Genomic DNA, 24,375 nt, shown 5'->3' on the forward strand with positions numbered 1-24,375 from the left:
GCGTTTAATCCAGATCAAAAAAACCGGAGCCTCACGCTCCGGTTTTTTTATGCCGAATCTCTGCAACAGAGTTACAAAATGTCATATTTGTATCTCAACATCGTTACAACTTCGCGTTATTTTGCCGAAATTGTCTGTCGGTGTTTGTCCTACATCGGGAACATCCCGAGGCGTAACGATCGCCTTTAAACGTCCGCCCCGTATGACTTTTCCTATAATTCTGCGATATCATGCGCGGCGTGTGAAAACGGTCCCACGTGCTGTTACAGTGCCAGACTAATTGTTACAAGATGTAAATAGTGTTTCCACGGCGCATTGCTGACTTAGCCGCCGACAGGTCGTACCGGCTGCGGCGGTTCGCAATCGTTTCAGTAGGTATCTGAATAGCTTTCTGAACAGAAAGGGAGAGTCATGGATACGCCGTCTATTGCGCCGTCGATTGCAAGCGCCGCCGCTGCGTCGGCGAGCGACCTCGCACCCGAGGTCGGCATTCCTTTCGTTTCCCGCCCCGCCGCGCGTGCGCCCGCCGCCGAGCGGCTCGGCGCGCGCGTCGCGCAACTGTCCGCCGAACTCGTCGCCGCGGACGAATCCGCGCGCCGCCATCTCGCGGGCGAGCTCCACGACGGCCTAGGCGCCGATCTCACCGCCGCGCGCTTCGCGCTCGCGAACGTCGAAACCTGGCTGCCGGACGACGCGCCCGACGCGTGCCGGCGCGCGCTCGCGCTCGCGCAGCAGGCGCTCGACGCCGCGACGGCCGCGAATCGGCGCCTGATCGACGGCTTCGGCGCGCCCGCGCTCGAAGCGGGGCTCGTCGGCGCGCTCGCCGCGTGGATCGGCGCGCACGGCGCGCGCACCGGCCTGCGCACGAGCTTCGTCTGCGCGGCCGACGCGCGCGTCACGCAGCTTCGCGCCGACGGCACGCTCGCCGTCTTCCGCGTCGCGCAGGAAGCGCTCGCAAACGTGGCGAAGCACGCGCACGCGTCGGCCGCCGACGTGCGGATCGACGTCGACGACACGCATCTGAGCCTCGTCGTCGCGGACGACGGCGTGGGCATCGCCGCCGCGCGCCGCCGCGGCTATGGGCTCGGCAGCATGCGCGCGCGCTGCGAGGCGCTCGGCGGCACGCTCGAGCTCGTCTCGCCGCGCCCGAGCGGCGCGGGCACCGTGCTGCGCGCGCGCTTCGCGTGGGACGCGCTCGTCGCAGCCGCGCACGCGCCGGCCGTCGCGCGCAGGATGCGCCGGGAGGCAAGATGAGCCTGCAGATCCTGCTCGTCGACGATCATGCGATCGTCCGCCAAGGCATTCGCCAATTGCTGATCGACCGCGGCATCGCGCGCGAGGTCATGGAGGCCGAATCCGGCAGCGAGGCGCTCGCGATCACCGAGAAGAGCACGTTCGACGTGATCCTCCTCGACATCTCGCTGCCCGACATGAACGGCATCGAGGTGCTCAAGCGCCTGAAGCGCAAGCTGGCGCGCACGCCGGTGCTGATGTTCTCGATGTACCGCGAGGATCAGTTCGCGGTGCGTGCGCTGAAGGCGGGCGCGGCCGGCTATCTGTCGAAGACCGTCAACGCCGTGCAGATGGTGTCGGCGATCAGCCAGGTCGCCGCGGGCCGCAAGTACGTGAGCCCGGCGATGGCCGAGGCGCTCGCCGAATACGTGTCGTTCGAGAACGAGCCGCTGCCGCACGAGAAGCTGTCCGACCGCGAGTACCAGACGCTCTGCATGATCGCGTCGGGCAAGCGGCTCACCGACATCGCGCTCGCGCTGTCGCTGTCGGTGAAGACGGTCAGCGTCTATCGCACGCGCCTGCTCGAGAAGATGAAGCTGTCGAACAACGCGGAGCTGACGTTCTACGTGATGAGCAACCGCCTCGTCGACATGAACCCGGCGATCGGCGCGTAGCGCCGGGGGCGCGCGTGTCCGAAGCGGCGCGCACGCCCTGCGGCGCAACGCCGCGCCGACCGCAAACGATTGTTTTCATTGGACGATTTTTTTTGCGACTCACGTCGCAAACGCGCGCCGTCCGGCGCGGGCAAGCGCGCGACATCCGCTAAAATGGCGGGTTTTCCACTTATCCGGGCGCGCGCCTCGCGTTTCCGGTCACCCTTCGCAATGTCTCTCTTCCGCAAGAAAAACGTCGACCGCATGATCGCCGGCGCGCACGCGGCCGGCCTCAAGAAGGCGCTCGGCGCGGTCGACCTCACCTTTCTCGGCATCGGCGCGATCATCGGCACCGGCATCTTCGTGCTGACCGGCACGGGCGCCGTGCAGGCCGGCCCCGCGCTGATGCTGGCGTTCGTGATCGCGGCGATCGCGTGCGGCCTCGCCGCGCTGTCGTACGCCGAATTCGCATCGACGATCCCCGTCGCCGGCTCGATCTACACGTATTCGTACGCGACGCTCGGCGAGGTCGTCGCGTGGATCATCGGCTGGGACCTGATGCTCGAATACGGGCTGGCGGCATCCGCGGTGTCGGTCGGCTGGTCCGGCTATCTGCAATCGCTGCTGCAAGGCTTCGGCGTGTCGCTGCCCGCGGCGCTCTCCGCCGCGCCTGGCGCGCTGCCGGGCGTCGCCACCTATTTCAACCTGCCCGCGTTCCTCGTGATGATCGTCATCACGACGCTGCTGTCGATCGGCATTCGCGAATCGACGCGCGTGAACAACATCATGGTGTTCATCAAGGTCGCCGTCGTGCTGCTCGTGATCGCCGTCGGCGTCTTCCACGTGACGCCCGCGAACTGGAAGCCGTTCATGCCGCACGGCTGGAACGGCGTGTTCGGCGCGGCGGCCGTGATGTTCTTCGCGTTCATCGGCTTCGACGCGGTGTCGTCGGCGGCCGAGGAAGTGAAGAACCCGAAGCGCGATCTGCCGATCGGGATCATCGCTTCGCTCGGCGTGTGCGCGTTCCTGTACGTCGCGGTCGCGGCGATCGCGACGGGCATCGTGCCGTGGGCGCAGTACGCGAACATCTCGCACCCGATCTCGTACGCGCTGCAAGTCGCGGGCGAGAAGTGGGTCGCGGGCTTCATTGATCTCGGCGCCGTCATCGGCATGCTGACCGTGATTCTCGTGATGAGCTACGGCCAGACCCGGATCATCTTCGCGATGTCGCGCGACGGCCTGCTGCCCGCCGCGCTCTCGCGCGTGCATCCGCGCTTCGCGACGCCGTTCCTGACGACCTGGCTCGTCGGCCTGTTCTTCGGCCTCATCGCGGCGCTGATCCCGCTCAACGTGCTCGCCGAGCTGATCAACATCGGCACGCTCGCCGCGTTCTCGATGGTGTCGATCGCGGTGCTCGTGCTGCGCCGCACGCACCCGGATCTGCCGCGCGCGTTCCGCTGCCCGGGCGTGCCGATCGTGCCGATTCTCGCCGTCGCCGCGTGCCTGTTCCTGATGCTGAACCTGCAGCCCGTCACGTGGATCGCGTTCGGCGCGTGGCTCGTGATCGGCCTCGTCGTGTACTTCGCGTACTCGCGCCGTCACTCGAAGCTCGCGCACGGCGCGCAGCACTGACGCGCTTTTTCGCGCCATGCGCGCGGCGGGCCAATCGCACGGCTCGCCTCGCCGCCCGAGCCCAAGCGCTCCCGATCGCCGGGAGCGCTTTTTTTTGTGCGCGCGGCCGCTCCTGCACGCTTTCATCGGACGCGCCATAATCGCGCCATTCAGCGGCCGGAATCCCATCGGCCGGGAAGCTGCAAGGACCGGATCATGGAAAGCGTGGATCTCGAAGTGCTGCGAACGAGCGCGCGCTGGCTCGGCGAGGGGCGCCGCGCGCTGCTCGTCACGGTCGTGCGGACCTGGGGTTCGTCGCCGCGCCCCGAGGGCGCGATGCTCGCGGTTCGCGACGACGGGCTCGTCGCCGGCTCGGTGTCGGGCGGCTGCATCGAAGACGATCTGATCGCGCGCGTGCAGGCGTCGGGCGTCGCGAGCTGGACGCGGCCCGAAGCGGTCAAATACGGCGTGACGGCCGAGGAGGCGCACCGCTTCGGCCTGCCGTGCGGCGGCACGATCGAGCTCGTGCTCGAGCCGCTCGGGCCGGCGAGCGGCGTCGCGGCGCTGTGCGACGCGGTCGAGCGCGGCCGGCTCGTCACGCGCACGCTCGAGCTCGCCAGCGGCAAAGCGACGCTCGCGCCCGCGATCGCGACCGACGGGCTCCACTTCGACGGCGCGCGCCTCGTGACGATCCACGGGCCGCGCTACCGGATGCTCGTGATCGGCGCGGGGCAGTTGTCGCGCTATCTGTGCCAGATCGCGGTGGGGCTCGATTATCAGGTGACGGTCTGCGATCCGCGCGACGAATACACGCACGCGTGGGACGTGCCCGGCACGCACGTCGTGCGGACGATGCCCGACGACACCGTGCTCGACATGCAACTCGACCGCCGCTCGGCGGTGATCGCGTTGACGCACGATCCGAAGCTCGACGATCTCGCGCTGATGGAGGCGCTGAAGACGCCGGCGTTCTACGTCGGCGCGCTCGGCTCGCGGCGCAACAGCCAGGCGCGGCGCGAGCGGCTGCGGGAATTCGATCTGAGCGCGGCGGAACTCGCGCGGCTGCACGGGCCGGCGGGCATCTACATTGGAAGCCGGACGCCGCCGGAAATCGCGGTGTCGATTCTCGCCGAGGTGACGGCGGCGAAGAATGGCGTGTCGCTGCCGACGATCCTGCAGGTCGAGGGAGCGAAGGCGGCGCGGGAGGTCGCGACGAACGGCGACGTGGCGTGCGGAATTTAGGTCGGCGGCCGCGAACGTCGATCGGTGTTTGGGGTGTGGTGATTTGCTGTTCGCTGTTCGCTGTTCGCTGTTCGCGTTCGCGGTCGGCGGTCGGCGGTCAGCAAAGCAGAATAGCCCGGTCATCCAGCGGACTTTCTGTTTTTCGAAGTCCAGCGCACATGCGCGCCGCAAATCAGGCCGCAACCGTGCGCTTGTCTCGACGGGCGAACCGACGATGCCGGCCCGCGATCGTGAAAAGCATGCGCGACTCGCCGTCGAGCCGGCCCGATTGCACAATGCGCCGCCTTGCGCATCGCGCCGCGCGAAAAGACGTAATGGCGCGCGGCGCGACAACGCCCGACGAACGCGCGGCGCGCACCGCCCGGAAGGCGGCGGCCGAAGACGCTCGACTCAGGACAAGCCCGCCGCCAGCGCCGCTGCCACCGACCCGACGACGAGCACGCCGCCCACCGTGCGCCGCTTGTTGAGCTCGGTCCAGAGCAGCACACCCGTCAGCGACAGCAGGACCATCGATCCCGCGATCGTATCCATCAGCAGCACCCAGAACAGGTTCATCCCGACGCCGCGATGCAGGTTATTGAGCGTCGTGAGGATCGCGTTGTCGGTGCGTTTCACCGACACGTAGCCGTTGCCTTTCCAGTATTCGACCTGCACGTTGCTGTGCGGGCCGAAGAGGCCGAACTGCCAGTGCTCGGGCTGCGTGACGCGGCGTTCGCCCCACGCGACGGGCTGCGCCGGATCTTTGCGGATGCGGCCAAGCCGGCCGTCGAACGCGAGTTCGCGCCGAACCCAAGCGGCCATCGCGGCGGGCGTATCGGGCACGGGCGACGGCAGCGCGAGTTGCAGCTGGCTGACCTGCGGCTCGCCGGACGAGATCTTGAGCGGCGGCGCGCGGTGATTGAGCAGCACGCCCGTCACGCCGAACAGCAGGCCCAGCACCGCCCCCCACAAGCCGACCCAGCCATGCACCTTGCGAAGCCACTTGATGAACGTCGCGCGCCGCGAGCGGCGGCGGCGCTCGGTGAGCTCGGTCTCGTCGAGCTTGCGCGGCGAACCCGGATACGGCACCACGACGCCGGTGAGTTTTTCGATCGATTCGGGCGCGTTCACGCTTCGATTTCCATTCGCACAAAACATCGGGCGGCGCGCAACCGAGTCGCGCGCCGCCCGTTTAATTAAATGAGAATGGATATCATTACATAAAATATCGGCGAACTCAATGTCGCTGGACGCTGACGGAGCCAGGATCGTGCTGCGCGTTCGCTGATTCGCCGACTCACCGACTCGCCGATTCACCGATCCGTCAGCTCACCAACGAACAATCGAGCACCGACGCACGTCCCACGAGCCCGAGACACCGGTCACGCCCTCAGGCCGTCCGTCTTCACCGCCTCGGCAACGGCGGAGAAACCGTCTGCCCGCCGTCACCGTCACCGTCACCGTCGCCTGCGCCGCGTTCGAGCGCGTACAGCCACGCGAGCAGTTCCGCGACCGCCTGATACAACTGCGGCGGAATCCGCGCGTCGAGGTCGACCTGCATCAGCAACGACACCATCTCGGGCGCGGTATGCACGTACAGCCCGGCATCGCGCGCCCGCTCGATGATCCGCTCGGCGACGAGCCCGTAGCCCTTCGCGACGACGCGCGGCGCCGTATCGCCGCCCTTCGCGTCGTACGCGAGCACCGCGGCGCGCTTGCGCTGCGGCCCGCTCATCGCGCGAGCTCCCAATCGTCGTCGGTCTCGACCGGCGACGGCGGCATGCGCGGCTCGACGCCCGCCGCACCGGCGCCTGCAGCCGCGCCGCTCGCAATACCGGCCGCCCCTGTCGGTCCTGCCGCCCCCCTCTCCCCAGTCGGTCCCGTCGCCCCTGCCGCCCCCGGCTCGCCGCTCGCCGCCGTGCGCGCGTACGCGGACGCGGCCGCCCGCGCGACCGTCGCGTCGAAACCGTCGGGCACCCCGTCGATCACGCGGATCGACAAGCCGCTCACCTGCAATCCGAGCGCCTGCAAACGGGCACGCAGCGCGTCGCCGTGCGGCGCGAGCCGCGCCGCGCCCGCCTCGCTCACGCGCAGCCGCGCGGCGAGCTGCTCGCCGTTCAGCACGAGCTCCGCGTCGACGGTGCCGAGCGACGGCAATGCGAGCGTCAAGCGCGTGCGCCAGCCGCGCGCATCCGGCGCTTCGGCCTCGGACGACGGCCGCTCGCGGCCATGCCGCTCGTCCGGCTCGATCGTCCAGTCGAGCCTCGCGCCCGGCCACGCTTCGCCGGTCCAGCGAAACTGGTCGGTCGCGAGCAGATCGAGCTGCTGACGCACGATCGGCAGCGTCGCCGCGTGCAGCGAGGCCGCGACCGACGCCGGCGCTTCCGCGTCCGGAGGCGGCATGCCGGGCCGCGCGCCGGCCGTCTGCGCGGCTTGCGCGGCGGCGGGCTTGCCGTCTTCGCCGGCGAGCGCCGCATACGCGTCGACCGAGCGTGCGAGCGCCGCCGCGTTCGGCGGCGCGCGGCCCGACGCCGCCGCGCCTTCGCCCGCGTCGCCCGCCGGCTGCCCCGGGTTGCGCGCCGCCGATTGCGCGGGCGCGTCGCGGCCGCCTTGCGGCAGCGGCAGGCGCGCGGCGAGCAGATCGGCAAGCGCGTCGTCGAGCGCATTGCCCGCCTGGCCGGCCTGCGCGCCCGGCTGGCCGGCCGTCGCGAGCCGCGCCTGCGGCTCGCGCGCGAGCTCGGCCGTCGTGCGCTGGCCCGCGAGCCATTGGGCGAGATGGGATTCGTAGAAGAGGCCGCTTTCCGCGACGGCCTGCGCGAGCGCCGCGCTCAGCGCGGCGGCGGGCGATGCGCCCGAAGACGCTTGCGCCGCGGCCTGCGCGGCCTGCGCCGCCTGCGCGCCGGGCGCCGCCGCGGACGGCCCGGGGTTGCCGGCATCGGACGCGACAACAAGCAACGGATCGACCAACGCGGCCGCTTGCGCGGCGGACGCGATCGGCGGCGCGGGCAGCAGCGGCGCAGCGCCGACGACCGCGGGCGTCGCATCGCCGCCGTAACGGGAAATCGCGTCGAGCGTGAGTCCGACCTCGGACAGCACGGCCTGCGCGGACGCAGGCGGCGGCCCGCCCGCCGCCTGCTGCGGCGGCGCTGACGCCGGCGGCGCGCCGGACGTGCCGACCTGTGCCGCCGCCGCGCCGCCCGCCGAGGGCTGGATCGCGTCGAGTAGACTGTCGATGCGGCTCGCCAGGATGGCGGCGGCAGCGGTGTCGATAGCGGTCATCGTGAGTCCTGACGCGCGCCGGATGAAATTCGTGCAACCCGCGCAAACGGACGCGCGCCGTCCGCTTGCGCGAGCCGGCGCGCACGAACGCGGCGGCGTGCCCCGCCCGCGTTCAGCCGCGCGCCCGGTACAGGTCGTTCAGCGTCGAGCGGCCCGCGCGGATGAACGCGGACAGCCGCGCGACCTCCGGGCTCGCGAGATCGCGGATCGCGGCGTCGTCGGCGAGGATGCGGCGGATCAGCTCGAACTTGCGGGTGCGCTCCGCATCGTCGAGCATGACGCCCTGCTCGGCCTCTTTCAGCCCGTCGACAAGCCGCAGATACTCCTCCTGCAGCCCGCCCATCGCATGCCATGCCGCATTGCGGGCCGCGACGAGCATCCGCCCGGACACGTCGGCGATCGCTTCGTAGCGGGCAAAGTATTCGGTCTTCCGGTTCATCGCGACTGTTCCGTTGCGGCTTGCGCGGTCATCCTGGCCACCTCCGGGCCGATGCCCGTCCACGCGTCCTCGAGCGTCGCGAGCAGGCCGTCGGCCTCGATCAGCAGCGGCTCGCTCGCGTCGACGTTCGCCTGCAGCAGACGCTGGCAGATGTACGTGTAAAGCGCGTCGAGACGCGACGCGATCTCGCCGCCGGCTTCGAGGTTCAGCGACTGCTGCAAGCCGCTCTCGACGATGCGGATGGCCTTGCCGATCGCCTCGCCGCGCGCGGCGACGTTGCCTTGCTGCAAATGCAGCCGCGCAAGCGCGATCGCCTGGCGCGCGCCCTGGTAAAGCATCGCGATGAGCCGATGCGCAGATGCGCCCATCACCCCTGTTTCGACGCCGACGCGCGCATAGGCACTGGCTCCAGCGTGTCCTGGGGTGAACATGGCGCTCCTCCTCTTTGGTGCATTCGATCCGGTATCACCGCCCCGTGCACGGCACGGCGCGGGCTTGTACCGACGTTATCGGTAAGGAAGCCCGAAAGCTTTAGAAAAATGACGCGCGGAGAGATCCGTCAGACGGACATCTGCATGATCTCGTTGTAGGCGCTCACTAACTTGTTGCGGACCTGGAGCCCGAACTGGAAGCCGATGTTGGCTTTCTGCATGTCGACCATCACGTCGTTGAGCGACACGTTCTGCGCGCCGAGCTCGAACGCCTGGGCCTGGCCGAGCGCCTTCTGCTGGTCGCCGCTGATCTTGTCGAGCGACGCCTTCATCGCACTCGCGAACGAGCCGGCGCTCGCCGCGCCGGAGCCGGCGAGCGCCGCCGTCGGACTCGCCGCTCCGCCCGCGGCCTGCGCGGCCATCGCCTGCATTTGTTGCAGCGCCGAAGCGATTCCGTTGACGGGGGCAACCATGGGATCTCCGCAAAAGAGCCGGGCCGCGAGGGCCCGGCGGGGGGGAACTCCGGCTTCCCGCGAGCGTTGCAAGGGCCGGATTGCGAAAAAGCATAGCAGCGGCCCGAAGGCGAAAGACGCAGAAGTACGGGCGAAACCCCGCTCTATTCGGCCGATCGCGCTTGACCGCACTGCGGATAATCGCATCGTGTCAATGTCCGCCTGCTCTGCCGAGCCGGCACTCAGCCCGCAGTGGAGATACTCGACGCATGGACTCGCAGGCCAACTCGCTGATCAATCCCGACGCCCGTTCGAGCCTTGCGGGCGCGCCGCCGCAAGCCGCGGCCGCGGCGGGCGCGCTGCCGGGCGCGGCGGCGGGCGGCGCGGATTTCGGCCTGGGCGGCTTCGCCGAGCGCATTCCCAGACTTTCGCGGATGAAGACGAATCCGCGCCTGCCGTTCCTGATCGGCGCGGCGCTCGCCGTCGCCGCGATCGTCGCGCTCGTGCTCTGGAGCCGCGCGCCCGATTACCGCGTGCTGTACAGCAACCTGTCCGACCGCGACGGCGGCGCGATCATCACCGCGCTCCAGCAGGCAAACGTTCCCTACAAGTTCGCCGACGCGGGCGGCGCGATCCTCGTGCCCGCGAACCAGGTTCACGAAACGCGTCTGAAGCTCGCCTCGATGGGGCTCCCGAAGGGCGGCTCGGTCGGCTTCGAGCTGATGGACAACCAGAAATTCGGCATCAGCCAGTTCGCCGAGCAGGTCAACTATCAGCGCGCGCTCGAAGGCGAGCTGCAGCGCACGATCGAATCGATCAACGCGGTGCGCGCCGCGCGCGTGCATCTCGCGATTCCGAAGCCGTCGGTGTTCGTGCGCGAGCGCGAAGCGCCGTCGGCGTCGGTGCTCGTCGATCTGTATCCGGGCCGCGTGCTCGACGAAGGGCAGGTGCTCGCCGTCACGCGGATGGTGTCGTCGAGCGTGCCCGACATGCCCGCGAAGAACGTGACGATCGTCGACCAGGACGGCAACCTGCTCACGCAGACCGCGTCGGCCACGGGCCTCGACGCGAGCCAGCTCAAGTACGTGCAGCAGATCGAGCGCAACACGCAAAAGCGCATCGACGCGATCCTCGCGCCGATCTTCGGCGCCGGCAACGCGCGCTCGCAGGTGAGCGCCGACGTCGACTTCTCGAAGATCGAGCAGACCTCGGAGAGCTACGGACCGAACGGCGCGCCGCAGCAGGCCGCGATCCGCAGCCAGCAGACGAGCTCCGCGACCGAGCTCGCGCAAAGCGGCGCGTCGGGCGTGCCGGGCGCGCTGTCGAACACGCCGCCGCAGCCCGCGTCCGCGCCGATCGTCGCGAGCAACGGCCAGCCGGCCGGCCCGGCTGCGACGCCCGTCAGCGATCGCAAGGATTCGACGACGAACTACGAGCTCGACCGAACGGTGCGTCACGTCGAGCAATCGATGGGCACGATCAAGCGGCTGTCCGTCGCGGTCGTCGTCAACTATCAGCCGGCCACCGACGCGAAGGGCCACGTGACGATGCAGCCGCTCACCGCGGACAAGCTCGCGCAGGTCCAGCAGCTCGTGAAGGACGCGATGGGCTACGACGAGAAGCGCGGCGATTCGGTGAACGTCGTCAACAGCACGTTCTCGGCGGCGGTCGACCCGTTCGCGAACCTGCCGTGGTGGCGCCAGCCCGACATGATCGAGCTCGGCAAGGACATCGCGAAGTGGCTGGGCGTCGCCGCGGCGGCCGCCGCGCTCTACTTCATGTTCGTGCGCCCGGCGCTGCGCCGCGCGTTCCCGCCGCCCGCCGAGCAGCCGGCGGCGGCCGCGGTTGCGGCGCTCAACGGCCCGGACGACGCGATCGCGCTCGACGGCCTGCCGAGCCCCGACAAGAAACAGCTTGCCGAAGAGGACGATGAGCATCCGGCCCTCCTCGCCTTCGAAAGCGAGAAGAACCGCTACGAACGCAATCTGGACTACGCGCGCACGATCGCGCGGCAAGATCCGAAGATCGTCGCAACCGTCGTGAAGAACTGGGTGTCCGATGAACGCTGAAGGCTTGAACAAGAGCGCGCTCCTGCTGATGTCGATCGGCGAGGAAGAGGCCGCGCAGGTATTCAAATTCCTCGCGCCGCGCGAAGTGCAGAAGATCGGCGCCGCGATGGCCTCGCTCAAGAACGTCACGCGCGAAGAGGTCGAGGGCGTGCTCAACGATTTCGTGCACGAAGCGGAGAAGCACACCGCGCTGTCGCTCGATTCGAACGACTACATCCGCTCGGTGCTGACGAAGGCGCTCGGCGAGGACAAGGCGGGCGTGCTCATCGACCGCATCCTGCAAGGCAGCGACACGAGCGGGATCGAAGGGCTCAAGTGGATGGATTCGGCGGCCGTGGCCGAGCTCATCAAGAACGAGCACCCGCAGATCATCGCGACGATCCTCGTGCACCTCGATCGCGACCAGGCGTCGGAGATCGCGTCGTGCTTCACCGAGCGGCTGCGCAACGACGTGCTGCTGCGGATCGCGACGCTCGACGGCATCCAGCCGACCGCGCTGCGCGAGCTCGACGACGTGCTGACGGGCCTCTTGTCCGGCAGCGACAACCTGAAGCGCGCGCCGATGGGCGGCATCCGCACCGCGGCCGAGATCCTGAACTTCATGACGAGCGTGCACGAGGAAGCCGTGCTCGAGAACGTCAAGCAATACGATCCCGATCTCGCGCAGAAGATCATCGACCAGATGTTCGTGTTCGAGAACCTGCTCGAACTCGAGGACCGCGCGATCCAGCTGCTGCTCAAGGAAGTCGAATCGGAGGCGCTCATCGTCGCGCTGAAGGGCGCGCCGCCCGCGCTGCGGCAGAAGTTCCTGTCGAACATGTCGCAGCGCGCGGCCGAGCTGCTCGCCGAGGATCTCGACGCGCGCGGCCCGGTGCGCGTGTCCGAAGTCGAGACGCAGCAGCGCAAGATCCTGCAGGTCGTGCGCAACCTCGCCGAGAGCGGCCAGATCGTGATCGGCGGCAAGGCGGAAGACGCATATGTCTGATCGCACGAGCGCGTCGAGCAAGCCCGTCACCGCGTATCAGCGGTGGGAGATGGCTTCGTTCGATCCGCCGCCGCCCGCGCCGCCCGACGACGGCGGCGCGGCGGCGGCCGCCGCGCTCGCCGCCGAACTGCAGCGCGTGCGCGACGCCGCGCACGCGGAAGGGATCGCCGCCGGCCACGTCGAAGGCCAGGCGCTCGGCTATCAGGCCGGCTACGAACAGGGGCGCGCGAAGGGCTTCGACGAAGGCCAGGCCGAAGCGCGCGCGGCGAGCGCCGCGCTCGCCGCGCTCGCCGCGTCGTTTCGCGACGCGCTCGCGGGCGTCGAGCGCGATCTCGCCGACGACATCGCGACGCTCGCGCTCGAGATCGCGCAGCAGGTCGTGCGCCAGCACGTGCAGCACGATCCGGCCGCGCTGATCGCGGCCGCGCGCGAGGTGCTCGCCGCGGAGCCCGCGCTCGCGGGCGCACCGCATCTGATCGTGAATCCCGCGGACCTGCCCGTCGTCGAAGCCTATCTGGACGACGAGCTCGACGCGCTCGGCTGGAGCGTGCGCACCGACGCGGCCGTCGAGCGCGGCGGCTGCCGCGCGCACGCATCGACGGGCGAAATCGACGCGACGCTCACGACCCGCTGGGAGCGCGTCGCGGCCGCGCTCGGCAAGGTGAGCGCATGGTGAGCAACGCATCCGGCGCGCTCGGCCGCGACGAACTCGACGCGCTCGAGCGCGAGCTCGCGCTCGCGTCGCGCGGCCCCGAGCACGGCGACGCGGCCGCGCGCGACATCGGCGACGGCGCGCTCGCCCAGCCCCCTCACCACCGCCCGCTCGCGGCGGGCCCCGCGACGTCGCGCGCGGCGCTCGCCAATCCGCATCTCGCGCACTGGCGCGCCCATCTCGACGGCATCCGCGAGCGCAACGCGCGCGCGCTGCCGCTGCGCCCGTGCGGACGCCTCACCCGCGCGGCGGGCCTCGTGCTCGAAGCGATCGGACTGAGGCTGTCGGTGGGCGCCGAATGCACGATCGAGTTGCCCGCGGGCAGCGCGCTGCCGTATGCGGAAGCCGAAGTCGTCGGCTTCGCGGGCGAGCGCCTCTTCCTGATGCCGACCACCGCGGTCGCGGGCGTGCTGCCCGGCGCGCGCGTGTGGCCGCTCGAGACCGCGCCCGTCGCCGATCCGCTCGCGGGCGCCAAGCGCCTGCCCGTCGGCTGGGAGATGCTCGGGCGCGTCGTCGACGCGTCGGGCCGCCCGCTCGACAATCTCGGGCCGCTCGCGTCGAAGGTCGACGCGCCGCTCACCGCGCCGTCGGTCAATCCGCTCGATCGCGAACCGATCCATCACGTGCTCGACGTCGGCGTGCGCGCGATCAACGCGCTTCTGACCGTGGGGCGCGGCCAACGGATGGGCCTCTTCGCCGGCTCGGGCGTGGGCAAATCGGTACTGCTCGGCACGATGGCGCGCTACACGAGCGCCGAGGTGATCGTGATCGGCCTGATCGGCGAGCGGGGCCGCGAAGTAAAGGAGTTCATCGAGCAGATCCTCGGCGAGGACGGGCTCGCGCGCTCGGTCGTCGTGGCCGCGCCGGCCGACGTGTCGCCGCTGTTGCGGATGCAGGGCGCCGCTTACGCGACGACGCTCGCCGAGTATTTCCGCGATCAGGGCAAGCACGTGCTGCTGCTGATGGATTCGCTCACGCGCTACGCGATGGCGCAGCGCGAGATCGCGCTCGCGATCGGCGAGCCGCCCGCGACGAAAGGCTATCCGCCGTCGGTGTTCGCCAAGCTGCCCGCGCTCGTCGAGCGCACCGGCAACGGGCCGCAAGGCGGCGGCTCGATCACCGCGTTCTACACGGTGCTCACCGAAGGCGACGACCAGCAGGACCCGATCGCCGATTCCGCACGCGCGATTCTCGACGGCCACATCGTGCTGTCGCGCTCGCTCGCGGAAGCCGGCCACTATCCGGCCATCGACATCGAAGCGTCGATCAGCCGCGCGATGACCGCGCTGATCGACGACGCGCACCTCGACCGCGTGCGCCAGTTCAAGCAAATGCTGTCGCGCTACCAGCGCAACCGCGACCTGATCGCGGTCGGCGCGTACGCGGCGGGACGCGACGCGCAGCTCGACCGTGCGGTTGCGCTGTACCCGCGCATCGAATCGTTCCTGCAGCAGGGCTTTCGCGAATGCGCGCCATACGCGCCGAGCCTCGCCGCGCTCGATGCGCTGTTCGAATCCGAAGGAGGCTGAACGCCATGGCCCAAACCTTTCCCCTTCAGCTCCTGCTCGAGCGCGCGCAGGACGAACTCGACGCCGCGACCAAGCAGCTCGGCCGCGCGCAGCACGAGCGCACCGACGCGCAGACGCAGCTCGACGCGCTCCTGCGCTATCGCGACGAATACCGCGTGCGCTTCGCCGAATCCGCGCAATCGGGCATGCCCGCCGGCAACTGCCGCAACTTCCAGGCGTTCCTCGACACGCTCGACGCGGCGATCGACCAGCAGCGGCGCGTCGTCGCCGCCGCGCAGACGCGCATCGAAGCGGCGCGCCCCGAGTGGCAGGCGAAGAAACGCACGCTCGGCTCGTACGAAATCCTGCAGGCACGCGGCGCGCAGCAGGAAGCGAAACACGCCGCGAAACGCGAGCAGCGCGACGCCGACGAGCACGCGGCGAAGGTGCTGCGCATGCGCGCGGAAGCGGCGAAGGAAGCGGCGAAGTAAGCGCCGCGCCGCACATCGAACCCGAACACGAGATCCGACATGCCTCCTCTTCCCCTGATCGGTTTGCTGCTCGGCGCAGCGAGCACGATGGTCAAGTCGTCGTCCGGTTCTTCGGCGAACGCGTCCGGCGCGTCGAACGCGCCGTCTGCGTCGCCCGGCGATGCGCCGTTCGCGCAAACGCTCAAGCAAAGCGTGCAGACGCAGCGTCAGGCGAACGCGAATTCGAGCGCATGCGCGCAGAGCGCCGGCAACGCGGCGAACGCCGCGACGAATGCTTCGGCGAGCAACGCGGCGAGCGCGTCGGCCTCCGGCGCGAGCGCGCAGGCGGCGGCGAGCACGGGCAACGCGAAAGGATCGGGAAAACCTGACGATCAGGACGACGACGACACCGCGACGCAATCGGCATCGGCCAACGCCGCCGCGCTCGCCGCGGCCGCGTCGCTGCAGGCGCAACTGCAAGCGCGCCCCGATGCGCAGGCGGTGCAGACGGCCGCCGACGCGGCGGCCGCGCAAGCGGGCGCCGTCGCCCATCCGTCGACCTCGCCCGCGACGAACGCCGCCCCGCAGGGCGACGCCGATTCGTCCGTGCCCGCTAGCGCGCAGCAATCGATCGGCGACGCGCTGAACGCGGCGCTGGGCAAGCTCACGGGCGCCGGCCAGGCGAGCGCGACGGCGGCGCAAGGCGCGCAATCGGCGGGCACGGGCAACGCGTCCGCGCCGCTTGCCGCGAACGGCGCCACATTCGACAAGATGCTCGCCGGCGCGCAGGCCCCCGCCGCGCAAGCGGCGTTCGCCGACGTGTCGGGCGCGAACCCGGCGACGGCAATCGCGAACGCGGCGACGAACGCCGCGCAGCCGGACGCGTCGGGCGCGCTCGCCGCGCTGCAGGACGCGGCCGATTCCGCGCGCGCGACGCTCGCGGCTTCGAGCGCGCCGGCCGCGCTGCAACAGGCCGCGCCGGCCGCGCTCGCCACGAACGCGAGCGCCGGCGCGGCCGCCGCCGCGGCGCTCGCGCCGCCCGTCGGCACGCCCGACTGGACGGACGCGTTGAGCCAGAAGGTCGTGTTCCTGTCGAACGCGCATCAGCAGAGCGCGGAGCTCACGTTGAATCCGCCCGATCTCGGGCCGCTGCAAGTCGTGCTGCGCGTGGCCGACAGCCACGCGCACGCGCTCTTCGTGTCGCAGCACGCGCAAGTGCGCGACGCGATCGAGGCCGCGCTGCCGAAGCTGCGCGAAGCGATGGAAGCGGGCGGACTCGGGCTCGGCAGCGCGAGCGTCAGCGACGGCGGCTTCGCGTCCGCGCAGCAGCAGACCCCGCAACGACAATCGTCGGACGGAGCCGCGACGCGACGCGCGCCCGGCGCGTCGACGGCCGACGCCGCGCTCGGCGAACTCGCAGCGACGCCGTCCAGCGGCGCGACGCAACGCAGCGTCGGGCTGGTCGACACGTTCGCCTGACGGCCGCGCCGGCGGCCTTTCGCGCGGCGGCGCGCATCAGCCGCCGTGCGCCGCCGCGATCCGCTCGCGAGCGGGCGCGGCCTGCCCCTTGCGCGCGGCCACGATGAAATCCGCCGCGCGCTCGCCGATCATCACGGTCGGCGCGTTCGTGTTGCCGCCGATGAGGGTCGGCATCACCGACGCGTCGACGACCCGCAATCCCTCCACCCCGTTCACGCGCAATTGCGGATCGACGACCGCGCGCGCGTCGGTGCCCATCCGGCACGTGCCGACCGGGTGATAGATCGTGTCCGCGTGCGCGACGATCGCCGCGCGCAGCTTGGCGTCGGTGTCGTTCGGATCGGTGTACAGCTCGCGCCCGCCCTGCGACGCGAGCGGCGCGGCCGACAGGATCGTGCGCATCGCCTTCGCGCCGCGCACGAGCAGATCGAGATCGCGCTCGTCGCTGAAGAAGCGCGGATCGATGAGCGGCGCGACGCGCGCATCGCTGCTCGCGAGCGCGACGTTGCCGCGGCTCTTCGGCCGCAGCGCGCACACGTGCAGCGAATAGCCGAAGCCCCAGTGCATGTTGCGGTTGTGGTCGTCGACGAGCGCCGTGCAGAAGTGCAGTTGCAGATCGGGGCGATCGAGCCCGGGCTCGCTCTTGATGAAGCCGCCCGCCTCGGCGACGTTGCTTGTCATCATCCCTTCGCGCCTCGCCAGATAGCTGAACAGCGCGGGCGTCATCTTCGCGAACCCGCGCAGGCAGATGCCGACGAGCTCCGGCGAATTCACGCGCTTGTTGACGATGAAATCGATGTGGTCGATCAGGTTTTCGCCGACGTCGGGCGCGTCGTGCACGAGCGCAACGCCGTGGCGGCGCAACTGCGCGGCGGGGCCGACGCCCGAGCACATCAGCAATTGCGGCGTATTGAACGCACCGGCAGACAGAATCACTTCCGCTCGCGCGCCGAGTAGCTCGCCGCGCCCGCCGCGCGAAATCTCGACGCCCGTCGCGCGCTTGCCGTCGAACGCGACGCGCAGCACCGTCGCGTCGACGATCACGTGCAGGTTCGGCCGCGTGCGGCCGTACACGTACGCACGCGCGACGCTGCAGCGCGAGCCGTCGCGATGCGTGACCTGATAAAAGCCGACGCCTTCCTGATTCTCGCCGTTGAAGTCCTCGTTCAGCGGATAGCCGGCCTCGTGCGCGGCGGCGATGAATCGTTCGGAGAACGGATTACGGAAGCGCAGATCGGACACCGTGAGCGGACCGTCCGCGCCATGCCATTCGTTCGCGCCGCGCGCGTTGCCCTCCGCGCGGCGAAAATACGGCAGCACGTCGCGCCACCCCCAGCCGGTGCAGCCGAGCTGCTCCCATTCGTCGTAGTCGAGCGGATGGCCGCGCGTGTAGATCATCGCGTTGATCGCGCTCGAGCCGCCGAGCCCGCGGCCGCGAGGCTGATAGCCGCGGCGTCCGCCGAGGCCCGGTTGCGGCACCGTTTCGTAGCCGTAGTTCGTGCCGAGCTTGAACGGCACGAGCGCGGCGATTCCCACCGGCATGTTGACGAGCAGATTGCGTTCGGTGTGGCCGCCCGCTTCGATCAGCGCGATCGTCGCATCCGGGCACGCATCGGCCAGACGCCCCGCGAGGCTCGAGCCGCCCGATCCGGCACCGACGATGATGTAGTCGTACTGCATGTCACGTCTCCCTGTTTTTTCGTCCACGCAACGGCGGCTGGAATCGCACTCGAGACAGCCGGATTCTGGCTTGTAATGTTCGCGCATTTTAGGAACGCAAAACGAGCCGGGACATCCCGACTCAAGAGCGATTCCTCTAAACGTCGGCGTGAACTAAATTTAAGATGATCGGATTCGCCTCGCGCGGAGGACGCGGCCGACAGAGAAGCCGGGCCCCGCGAAATGGGAGACAAAGGCATGCAGCAGGACCTTTTGACGGCGACGCACCGGGTGACGAACCAGGCGCCGCCGCTTCACGATTACAACGCGTTTGAAACAGATGCCGCGCTCGTCGAGGCCGTTGAACGGTACGGCGCGAGCTGGCATCGAACGGCGCTCGCGCGCGACGGCGCCGCGCTGACGACGCCCGATACGCTCGCGCTCGCCGATCTCGCGAACCGGCACGCGCCTGAACTGTCGACGCACAGCCCGCGCGGCGAACGGATCGACGCACTCGAATTTCATCCGAGCTGGCACCGGCTGCTCGCGCTGCTGCGCGGCGAAGGACTGCATGCGCTGCCGTTCTCCGAGCCGCGGCCGGGCGCGATGGCCGCGCGCTGCGCCGGCTATTTCCTGCATGCGCAGCTCGAATCCGGCTCGCTCTGCCCGCTCACGATGACGTTCGCGAGCATTCCGGTGCTGCAACGCGAACCGGCCCTTTTTGCGACGCTGCGCGACAAGCTCTACTCGCGCGAGCACGACGCGCGCGACGTGCCGCTGCCGCACAAGCGCTCGATGATGGTCGGCATGGGCATGACGGAAAAGCAGGGCGGCTCCGACGTGCGCAGCAACGAGACGCAAGCGTATCCGCTCGACGCGGGCGGGCGCGGCCGGGCGTATCGGCTCGTCGGCCACAAATGGTTCTTTTCCGCGCCGCAATGCGACGCGCATCTCGTGCTCGCGCGCACGTCCGAACACGCGGGCATCTCGTGCTTCTACGTGCCGCGCTTTTCGCCCGACGGCGGCAAGAACGCGGTGCAGGTGCAACGCCTGAAGGACAAGCTCGGCAACCGCTCGAACGCGAGCAGCGAAGTCGAGTTCCTGAACGCGTACGGCGTGATGATCGGCGACGAAGGGCGCGGCGTGCCGACGATCATCGAGATGGCGAACTACACGCGGCTCGATTGCGTGATCGGCAGCGCGGCGCTGATGCGCGCGGCGCTCGTGCAGGCGATCCATCACGCGCGGCATCGCAGCGCGTTCGGCCGCGCGCTCGCCGATCAGCCGCTGATGCGCAACGTGCTCGCCGATCTCGCGCTCGAATCCGAAGCGGCGACCGCGCTCTTCATGCGGCTCGCGCACGCGTTCGAAGAAGACGCGGCCGCGCGCTCGCCGCTCGCGCGCGGCTGGCGCCGCATCGTCACGCCGGCCGCGAAATTCTGGGTCTGCAAGCGCACGCTCGAGTTCACGGGCGAAGCAATGGAAGTATGGGGCGGCAACGGCTACGTCGAGACCGCGCCGATGGCGCGCTTCTACCGCGAAGCGCCCGTCAATTCGATCTGGGAAGGCTCGGGCAACGTGATGTGCCTCGACGTGTTGCGCGCGATCGAGCGCGAGCCCGACGCGGCCGCCGCGCTCTTCGACGAATGGCGGGACGCGGCGAAGCGCAGCGCGCCGCTTGCCGACGCGCTCGCGGAACTGACGCGCGCGCTGTCCCTCGAACCCGAGCAACGCGAAGCGTGCGCGCGCCGGATCGCGCAACGCATCGCACTCGTCGCGCAGGCCTCGCTGCTGCTGCGCGACGGGCCGTCCGCCGTCGCCGAGGCGTTCGCCGCCACGCGCTTGGGCCACGCCAGCAGCGAAACCGGACGCGTATTCGGCACGCTGCCGGCCACCATCGATCACGCCGCGCTCATCGAGCGGGCGTTCCCGGCCTGAAGCCGGCCACACCCGTATCGCACAGGAGACGCCATGAAGAACGATCTGCCCGGTTTAGCCACGCTCGACGCGCTGCTGCGCGACCAGCGCGCCGCGTATCTGCGCGCGCCGTATCCGTCGTGGGCGACGCGCGCCGACCACCTGCGCGCGTTGCGCAAGATGCTGCTCGAGAACCGCGACGCGCTCGCGGCCGCGATCAGCGCCGATTTCGGCCACCGCGCGAAGGAAGAAGTGCTGATGTCCGAGATCTGGCTCGCGAAAGAGGAAATCGACGAGGCGCTCAAGCACGGCAAGCGCTGGATCAAGCCGAAGAGCCGGACGATGAACAAGTGGTTGCGCCCGGCGCGCGCGAAGGTGATGCCGCAGCCGCTCGGCGTCGTCGGCATCGTCGTGCCGTGGAACTACCCGGTGCTGCTCGCGGCCGGGCCGCTCATCTGCGCGCTCGCCGCCGGCAATCGCGCGCTCATCAAGATGTCCGAACTGACGCCGCGCACGTCGCAATTGTTCGAAGAGCTGATCGCGAAGACTTTCGCGCGCGATCACGTGGCGGTCGTCAACGGCGATGCGGAAATCGGCGCCGCGTTCAGCGGGCTGCCGTTCGACCACCTGCTCTTCACCGGCTCGACGAACGTCGGCCGCCACGTGATGCGCGCGGCCGCCGAGAACCTCACGCCCGTCACGCTTGAGCTCGGCGGCAAGTCGCCCGTGATCGTCGGGCCGCGCGCGCGCTTCGATATGGCGGTGGACGCGATCGTCACCGGCAAGACGCTGAATGCGGGCCAGACCTGCATCGCGCCCGACTACGTGCTCGTGCCGCGCGGCAAGGAGGCGGCATTCGTCGCGCGGGCGCGCGAGCGGATGGCGAAGCTCTATCCGAATCTGTCGACGAATCCGGATTACACGTCGATCATCTCCGAGCGCCACTTCGCACGGCTGCAGCGGCTCGCGAGCGAAGCGCAGGAAGCGGGCGCGCAACTGCATCCGCTCACCGACGCGGCGCCCGATCCCGCGCTGCGCCGGTTGCCGCCCGTGCTCGTCACGCAGGCGCCTGACGCGTCGCAACTGATGCAGGAAGAGATCTTCGGGCCGCTGCTGCCAATCGTCCCGTACGACACGCTCGACGACGCGATCGCATACGTGAACGCGCGGCCGCGGCCGCTCGCGCTGTACCTGTTCGACGAAGACAACGCGAGCGTCGAGCGCGTGATGCGCGACACGATCTCGGGCGGCGTGACGGTCAACGACACGCTGATGCACATCGCGTGCGGCACGCTGCCGTTCGGCGGCGTCGGCGCGAGCGGGATGGGTGCGTACCACGGCTACGACGGCTTCGTCACGTTCTCGAAGATGAAGCCCGTGCTCACGCAGCCGCGCCTGAACACGCGCGCGATGATCGCGCCGCCATATGGCAAGCGCTTCGCGGCGATCCTCAAGCTGATGCTGAGGTTCTGATGCGCGCTCGCTGATGCAAGGCGAACGAAGGGCCGCTGAGCGCGGCCCTTTTTCTTTTTGCGATGCGCGCAGGCTGGCGCACCTGCTCAGCCGCCCGCGATCAGCGCGATCGAGCCCGCCGTCTCCGGCAGCGCGCACGCGTGCGCGCGATTCGCTTCGGTATCCCAACGACGGAGCGCGCGGCCCGCGGTGCCGGTCAAGCAAAGCGCTGCTCCGCCGTCCCGCCGCATGGAGCTTTCGCCGACGCCGCAGCGCATGTCGCCGATTCGTTCGATGATTTCGGGCGCGTGCATGCGCGTCAGTCTCCGAACGGCCCAGCCGTCACGAACGCGCCGCCCTGATAGCGGCGCACCGGATCGTCGTCGGCAAGCGGCGGCTGCGTGCGCTCGATCCGCTCGCGCCACGGCTCGCTCGATTGCGTCGGCCGGTAGCCGAGATGCGCGGCGCGCGCGTTGTCCCACCACGCGTCGCGATTCGCCGACACCCCGTAGACGATCGTGCAGCCCACGCGCGGCACGAACATCGCGCGGGCCACGAGCTGCTCCAGATCGTCGTAGCCGAGCCACGTGACGAGCATCCGGCGATCCTTCGGCTCCGGGAACGACGAGCCGATCCGGATGCACACGCTCTCGATTCCGTAGCGATCGTGATGGAACCGCGCGAGCTGCTCGCCGAACGCCTTGCTCAAGCCGTAGTAGCCGTCGGGGCGCGCGGGCGCGGCCGCGTCGATGCGCTCGCCCTGCTCGTAGAAGCCCGTTACGTGATTCGAGCTCGCGAACACGACGCGGCGCACGCCGTGCCGGCGCGCCGCCTCGTACACGTGGTACGTGCCCGCGATGTTCGCGGGCAGCACCGCATCGAACGGATGCTCGACCGACACGCCGCCGAAATGCACGATCACGTCGACGCCGCGCACGAGCGCGTCGACGGCCGCCGCGTCCGACAGATCGCAGCGCGCGCTTTCCTCGCCCGGCCGCGCGTCGCCGAGCGGCGCGATGTCGGACACGCGCACGGCGTCCGCGTAGCGGCGCAGCCGCTCGCGCAGCACGCGGCCGAGACCGCCGGCCGCGCCCGTCAGCAGGATGCGGCCGCAGTGCGTGAGAACGCCGTCGAGCGGATCGCCGTCCGCCGTCGGCGCGCCGGTGTTCGAACGCAGGAGGTCGGTCATGATCAGGTCACCGGCGCGGGGTTGAACAGGACGAGCGCGTTGTGCAGCCCGAGCTTGTCGGCGCACACCTTGCGGCGGCCGCTCGCGACGTCGAGGATCAGATGGAACAGCTCCCAGCCGACGTCGGCGATGCCCGCCTCGCCGGTCGCGATGCGGCCCGCATCGAGATCGATCAGATCGTGCCACCGCTCGCTCAATGCCTTGCGCGTCGACACCTTGACGACAGGCGCCATCGCGAGGCCGTACGGCGTGCCGCGCCCCGTCGTGAACACCTGCAGGTTGATGCCCGACGCGAGCTGCAGCGTGCCGCAGACGAAGTCGCTCGCGGGCGTCGCCGCGAAGACGAGCCCCTTGCGCCGCACCTTCTCGCCGGGACCGAGCACGTCGACGATCGGGCTCGTGCCCGATTTCACGATCGAACCGAGCGCCTTTTCGACGACGTTCGACAGCCCGCCCGTCTTGTTGCCGGGCGACGGGTTCGCGCTGCGGTCGGTTTCGCCGCGCAACAGGTAATCGTCATACCACGCCATCTCGCGCAGCAGCGCGCGGCCGACGTCCTCGTCGATCGCGCGCGGCGTCAGCAGATGAATCGCGTCGCGCACCTCGGTCACTTCGGAGAACATCACGGTGCCGCCCGCGCGCACGATCAGATCGGCCGCGAAGCCGACGGCCGGGTTCGCGGTGACGCCCGAGAACGCGTCGCTGCCGCCGCACTGCACGCCGACGACGAGATCGGACGCCGGGCACGGCTCGCGGCGGCGGCGGTTCAAATGCGCGAGACGCGTCTCGGCCATCGCCATGATCGCGTCGACCATCCCGCCGAAGCCGTCGAACGCTTCGTCCTGCAGACGAAGCACGGGCGAATCGGCGCTGCCCGCGACCTCGATCGGAATGCGGCCGCCCGGCGCGAGCGATTCCGGCACGAGGCGCTCGGGCACGAGCTTCTCGCAGCCGAGGCCGATCACCATCACCTCGCCGCCGAAGTTCGGATTGAGCGTGAGATTCTGCAGCGTGCGGATCGGCACGATCGCGGCCGGCGCGTTGATCGCGACGCCGCAGCCGTACGTGTGGTTCAGCGCGACGACGTCGTCGACGTGCGGATAGCGCGGCAGCAGCTCGCGCCTGATCCGCGCGACCACATGGTCGGTGACGCCCGCGACGCACTGCACGCTCGTCATGATGCCGAGCACGTTCTTCGTGCCGACCGTGCCGTCCGCGTTGCGATAGCCGTCGAACGCGTAGCCCTCGAGCTTCGGCAGCTTCGGATCGGCGCGCGTCGCGAGCGGCAGCTCGGCGAGCGCGGGCGCCGACGGCAGCTTCACTGCATGCTCGTTGACCCAACTGCCGCGCGGCAGCGGCTTCGCCGCGTAGCCGATCACTTCGCCGTAGCGAATCACCGCGTCGCCTTCGGCGAGATCGGCGAGCGCGACCTTGTGGCCCTGCGGCACGCCTTCGGCCAGCACGGTGCCGTCGCCGAGCGTCGCGCCGGCGGGCAGGCCGCGTGCGTTGACGACGATCGCGACGTTGTCGCTGTCGTGCACGCGGATCGTCAGCGCGCTGTCCGATCGCGTGCGCGCGTCGTCGGTCGAGGTGGATTCCTGCATCGAATGCTCCGT

The 24,375-nt window shown here is 69.9% G+C and carries 21 protein-coding genes; 12 read left to right on the forward strand and 9 right to left on the reverse strand.

The features are described 5' to 3' along the window. Positions 1-411 precede the first annotated feature (411 nt). From X946_RS13985 to X946_RS14000, 4 genes are all read left to right on the forward strand, one after another. Positions 412-1,254 (forward strand): sensor histidine kinase, encoded by an 843-nt coding sequence (locus X946_RS13985; protein WP_038748494.1) that lies wholly within the window; start codon positions 412-414, stop codon positions 1,252-1,254. Next, a complete protein-coding gene (gene rqpR, locus X946_RS13990) occupies positions 1,251-1,907 on the forward strand; it encodes a response regulator transcription factor RqpR (protein ID WP_038748495.1) in 657 nt (218 codons plus the stop codon). Before X946_RS13985 ends, rqpR begins: the two co-directional genes overlap by 4 nt. A gap of 210 nt (positions 1,908-2,117) precedes the next feature. Continuing rightward, positions 2,118-3,518 (forward strand): amino acid permease, encoded by a 1,401-nt coding sequence (locus X946_RS13995; RefSeq protein ID WP_038748497.1) that lies wholly within the window; start codon positions 2,118-2,120, stop codon positions 3,516-3,518. A gap of 195 nt (positions 3,519-3,713) precedes the next feature. Next, a complete protein-coding gene (locus X946_RS14000) occupies positions 3,714-4,739 on the forward strand; it encodes an XdhC family protein (RefSeq protein ID WP_038748499.1) in 1,026 nt (341 codons plus the stop codon). A 390-nt stretch (positions 4,740-5,129) separates the two neighbouring features. Here the strand turns inward: X946_RS14000 and X946_RS14005 are convergent, their stop codons facing one another. The 6 genes from X946_RS14005 to fliE form a co-directional block, all read right to left on the reverse strand. Next, the gene (locus tag X946_RS14005) at positions 5,130-5,849 is read right to left on the reverse strand and encodes a PepSY-associated TM helix domain-containing protein (RefSeq protein ID WP_038748500.1); all 720 of its coding nucleotides are present in this window, start codon (positions 5,847-5,849) and stop codon (positions 5,130-5,132) included. Between the two features lie 274 nt (positions 5,850-6,123). Further along, positions 6,124-6,453 carry an EscU/YscU/HrcU family type III secretion system export apparatus switch protein gene (locus X946_RS14010; RefSeq protein ID WP_038748502.1) on the reverse strand — a complete coding sequence of 110 codons (330 nt, stop codon included), beginning with the start codon at positions 6,451-6,453 and terminating at the stop codon, positions 6,124-6,126. Then, positions 6,450-7,997: a flagellar hook-length control protein FliK gene (fliK, locus tag X946_RS14015; protein ID WP_038748504.1), complete on the reverse strand. Its 1,548-nt coding sequence runs from the start codon at positions 7,995-7,997 to the stop codon at positions 6,450-6,452. The genes X946_RS14010 and fliK overlap by 4 nt, the downstream gene beginning before the upstream one ends. A gap of 112 nt (positions 7,998-8,109) precedes the next feature. Then, positions 8,110-8,436: a flagellar protein FliT gene (locus X946_RS14020; protein ID WP_038748505.1), complete on the reverse strand. Its 327-nt coding sequence runs from the start codon at positions 8,434-8,436 to the stop codon at positions 8,110-8,112. Next, positions 8,433-8,867 carry a flagellar export chaperone FliS gene (gene fliS / locus X946_RS14025; protein ID WP_038748507.1) on the reverse strand — a complete coding sequence of 145 codons (435 nt, stop codon included), beginning with the start codon at positions 8,865-8,867 and terminating at the stop codon, positions 8,433-8,435. The genes X946_RS14020 and fliS overlap by 4 nt, the downstream gene beginning before the upstream one ends. A 128-nt stretch (positions 8,868-8,995) precedes the next feature. Continuing rightward, positions 8,996-9,340: a flagellar hook-basal body complex protein FliE gene (fliE, locus tag X946_RS14030; RefSeq protein WP_038748509.1), complete on the reverse strand. Its 345-nt coding sequence runs from the start codon at positions 9,338-9,340 to the stop codon at positions 8,996-8,998. A 248-nt stretch (positions 9,341-9,588) separates the two neighbouring features. Here fliE and fliF point away from each other — a divergent pair, with 248 nt between their 5' ends. From fliF to X946_RS14060, 6 genes are read left to right on the forward strand one after another with little or no spacing between them, the layout of a single operon-like run. Then, a complete protein-coding gene (fliF, locus tag X946_RS14035; RefSeq protein ID WP_038748511.1) occupies positions 9,589-11,388 on the forward strand; it encodes a flagellar basal-body MS-ring/collar protein FliF in 1,800 nt (599 codons plus the stop codon). Next, positions 11,378-12,373, forward strand: a complete 996-nt coding sequence (fliG, locus tag X946_RS14040) for a flagellar motor switch protein FliG (RefSeq protein WP_038748513.1) — start codon at positions 11,378-11,380, stop codon at positions 12,371-12,373. Before fliF ends, fliG begins: the two co-directional genes overlap by 11 nt. After that, entirely contained in the window at positions 12,366-13,049 is a 684-nt protein-coding gene (gene fliH / locus X946_RS14045) for a flagellar assembly protein FliH (RefSeq protein ID WP_038748514.1), read from the forward strand. The genes fliG and fliH overlap by 8 nt, the downstream gene beginning before the upstream one ends. Beyond that, complete coding sequence (gene fliI, locus X946_RS14050; RefSeq protein ID WP_038748516.1) at positions 13,043-14,614, forward strand: flagellar protein export ATPase FliI; 1,572 nt, start codon at positions 13,043-13,045, stop codon at positions 14,612-14,614. The genes fliH and fliI overlap by 7 nt, the downstream gene beginning before the upstream one ends. A gap of 5 nt (positions 14,615-14,619) precedes the next feature. Then, positions 14,620-15,084: a flagellar export protein FliJ gene (fliJ, locus tag X946_RS14055; protein WP_038748519.1), complete on the forward strand. Its 465-nt coding sequence runs from the start codon at positions 14,620-14,622 to the stop codon at positions 15,082-15,084. A gap of 39 nt (positions 15,085-15,123) precedes the next feature. Then, positions 15,124-16,542, forward strand: a complete 1,419-nt coding sequence (locus tag X946_RS14060) for a flagellar hook-length control protein FliK (RefSeq protein WP_038748521.1) — start codon at positions 15,124-15,126, stop codon at positions 16,540-16,542. Positions 16,543-16,578: 36 nt separating this feature from the next. Here X946_RS14060 and X946_RS14065 read toward each other — a convergent pair whose 3' ends face one another. After that, complete coding sequence (locus X946_RS14065) at positions 16,579-18,222, reverse strand: GMC family oxidoreductase (RefSeq protein ID WP_038748522.1); 1,644 nt, start codon at positions 18,220-18,222, stop codon at positions 16,579-16,581. A gap of 237 nt (positions 18,223-18,459) precedes the next feature. Between X946_RS14065 and X946_RS14070 the strand changes: the two genes are divergently transcribed. Continuing rightward, on the forward strand, positions 18,460-20,139 hold the full coding sequence (locus tag X946_RS14070; protein WP_038748524.1) for an isovaleryl-CoA dehydrogenase: 1,680 nt from the start codon (positions 18,460-18,462) through the stop codon (positions 20,137-20,139). Between the two features lie 33 nt (positions 20,140-20,172). Further along, positions 20,173-21,591 carry a coniferyl aldehyde dehydrogenase gene (locus X946_RS14075; protein ID WP_038748526.1) on the forward strand — a complete coding sequence of 473 codons (1,419 nt, stop codon included), beginning with the start codon at positions 20,173-20,175 and terminating at the stop codon, positions 21,589-21,591. Between the two features lie 298 nt (positions 21,592-21,889). Here the strand turns inward: X946_RS14075 and X946_RS14085 are convergent, their stop codons facing one another. Both X946_RS14085 and garD read right to left on the reverse strand, forming a co-directional pair. After that, positions 21,890-22,759: an NAD-dependent epimerase/dehydratase family protein gene (locus X946_RS14085; RefSeq protein ID WP_038748530.1), complete on the reverse strand. Its 870-nt coding sequence runs from the start codon at positions 22,757-22,759 to the stop codon at positions 21,890-21,892. A gap of 2 nt (positions 22,760-22,761) precedes the next feature. Continuing rightward, on the reverse strand, positions 22,762-24,363 hold the full coding sequence (gene garD / locus X946_RS14090; protein ID WP_038748531.1) for a galactarate dehydratase: 1,602 nt from the start codon (positions 24,361-24,363) through the stop codon (positions 22,762-22,764). Positions 24,364-24,375: the final 12 nt, after the last annotated feature.

The organism is Burkholderia sp. ABCPW 111, from assembly GCF_000773065.1.
Classification (GTDB): domain Bacteria; phylum Pseudomonadota; class Gammaproteobacteria; order Burkholderiales; family Burkholderiaceae; genus Burkholderia; species Burkholderia savannae.

Coding starts and splice junctions, on each gene's coding strand:
- rqpR (WP_038748495.1), top strand. CDS start 1,251: ATGAGCCTGCAGATCCTGCTCGTCGACGATCATGCGATCGTCCGCCAA.
- X946_RS14070 (WP_038748524.1), top strand. CDS start 18,460: ATGCAGCAGGACCTTTTGACGGCGACGCACCGGGTGACGAACCAGGCG.
- X946_RS14010 (WP_038748502.1), bottom strand. CDS start 6,453: ATGAGCGGGCCGCAGCGCAAGCGCGCCGCGGTGCTCGCGTACGACGCG.
- X946_RS14075 (WP_038748526.1), top strand. CDS start 20,173: ATGAAGAACGATCTGCCCGGTTTAGCCACGCTCGACGCGCTGCTGCGC.
- fliH (WP_038748514.1), top strand. CDS start 12,366: ATGTCTGATCGCACGAGCGCGTCGAGCAAGCCCGTCACCGCGTATCAG.
- X946_RS13985 (WP_038748494.1), top strand. CDS start 412: ATGGATACGCCGTCTATTGCGCCGTCGATTGCAAGCGCCGCCGCTGCG.
- X946_RS14000 (WP_038748499.1), top strand. CDS start 3,714: ATGGAAAGCGTGGATCTCGAAGTGCTGCGAACGAGCGCGCGCTGGCTC.
- fliS (WP_038748507.1), bottom strand. CDS start 8,867: ATGTTCACCCCAGGACACGCTGGAGCCAGTGCCTATGCGCGCGTCGGC.
- X946_RS14085 (WP_038748530.1), bottom strand. CDS start 22,759: ATGACCGACCTCCTGCGTTCGAACACCGGCGCGCCGACGGCGGACGGC.
- fliI (WP_038748516.1), top strand. CDS start 13,043: ATGGTGAGCAACGCATCCGGCGCGCTCGGCCGCGACGAACTCGACGCG.
- X946_RS14065 (WP_038748522.1), bottom strand. CDS start 18,222: ATGCAGTACGACTACATCATCGTCGGTGCCGGATCGGGCGGCTCGAGC.
- X946_RS14020 (WP_038748505.1), bottom strand. CDS start 8,436: ATGAACCGGAAGACCGAATACTTTGCCCGCTACGAAGCGATCGCCGAC.
- fliG (WP_038748513.1), top strand. CDS start 11,378: ATGAACGCTGAAGGCTTGAACAAGAGCGCGCTCCTGCTGATGTCGATC.
- fliF (WP_038748511.1), top strand. CDS start 9,589: ATGGACTCGCAGGCCAACTCGCTGATCAATCCCGACGCCCGTTCGAGC.
- fliE (WP_038748509.1), bottom strand. CDS start 9,340: ATGGTTGCCCCCGTCAACGGAATCGCTTCGGCGCTGCAACAAATGCAG.
- fliK (WP_038748504.1), bottom strand. CDS start 7,997: ATGACCGCTATCGACACCGCTGCCGCCGCCATCCTGGCGAGCCGCATC.
- garD (WP_038748531.1), bottom strand. CDS start 24,363: ATGCAGGAATCCACCTCGACCGACGACGCGCGCACGCGATCGGACAGC.
- fliJ (WP_038748519.1), top strand. CDS start 14,620: ATGGCCCAAACCTTTCCCCTTCAGCTCCTGCTCGAGCGCGCGCAGGAC.
- X946_RS13995 (WP_038748497.1), top strand. CDS start 2,118: ATGTCTCTCTTCCGCAAGAAAAACGTCGACCGCATGATCGCCGGCGCG.
- X946_RS14060 (WP_038748521.1), top strand. CDS start 15,124: ATGCCTCCTCTTCCCCTGATCGGTTTGCTGCTCGGCGCAGCGAGCACG.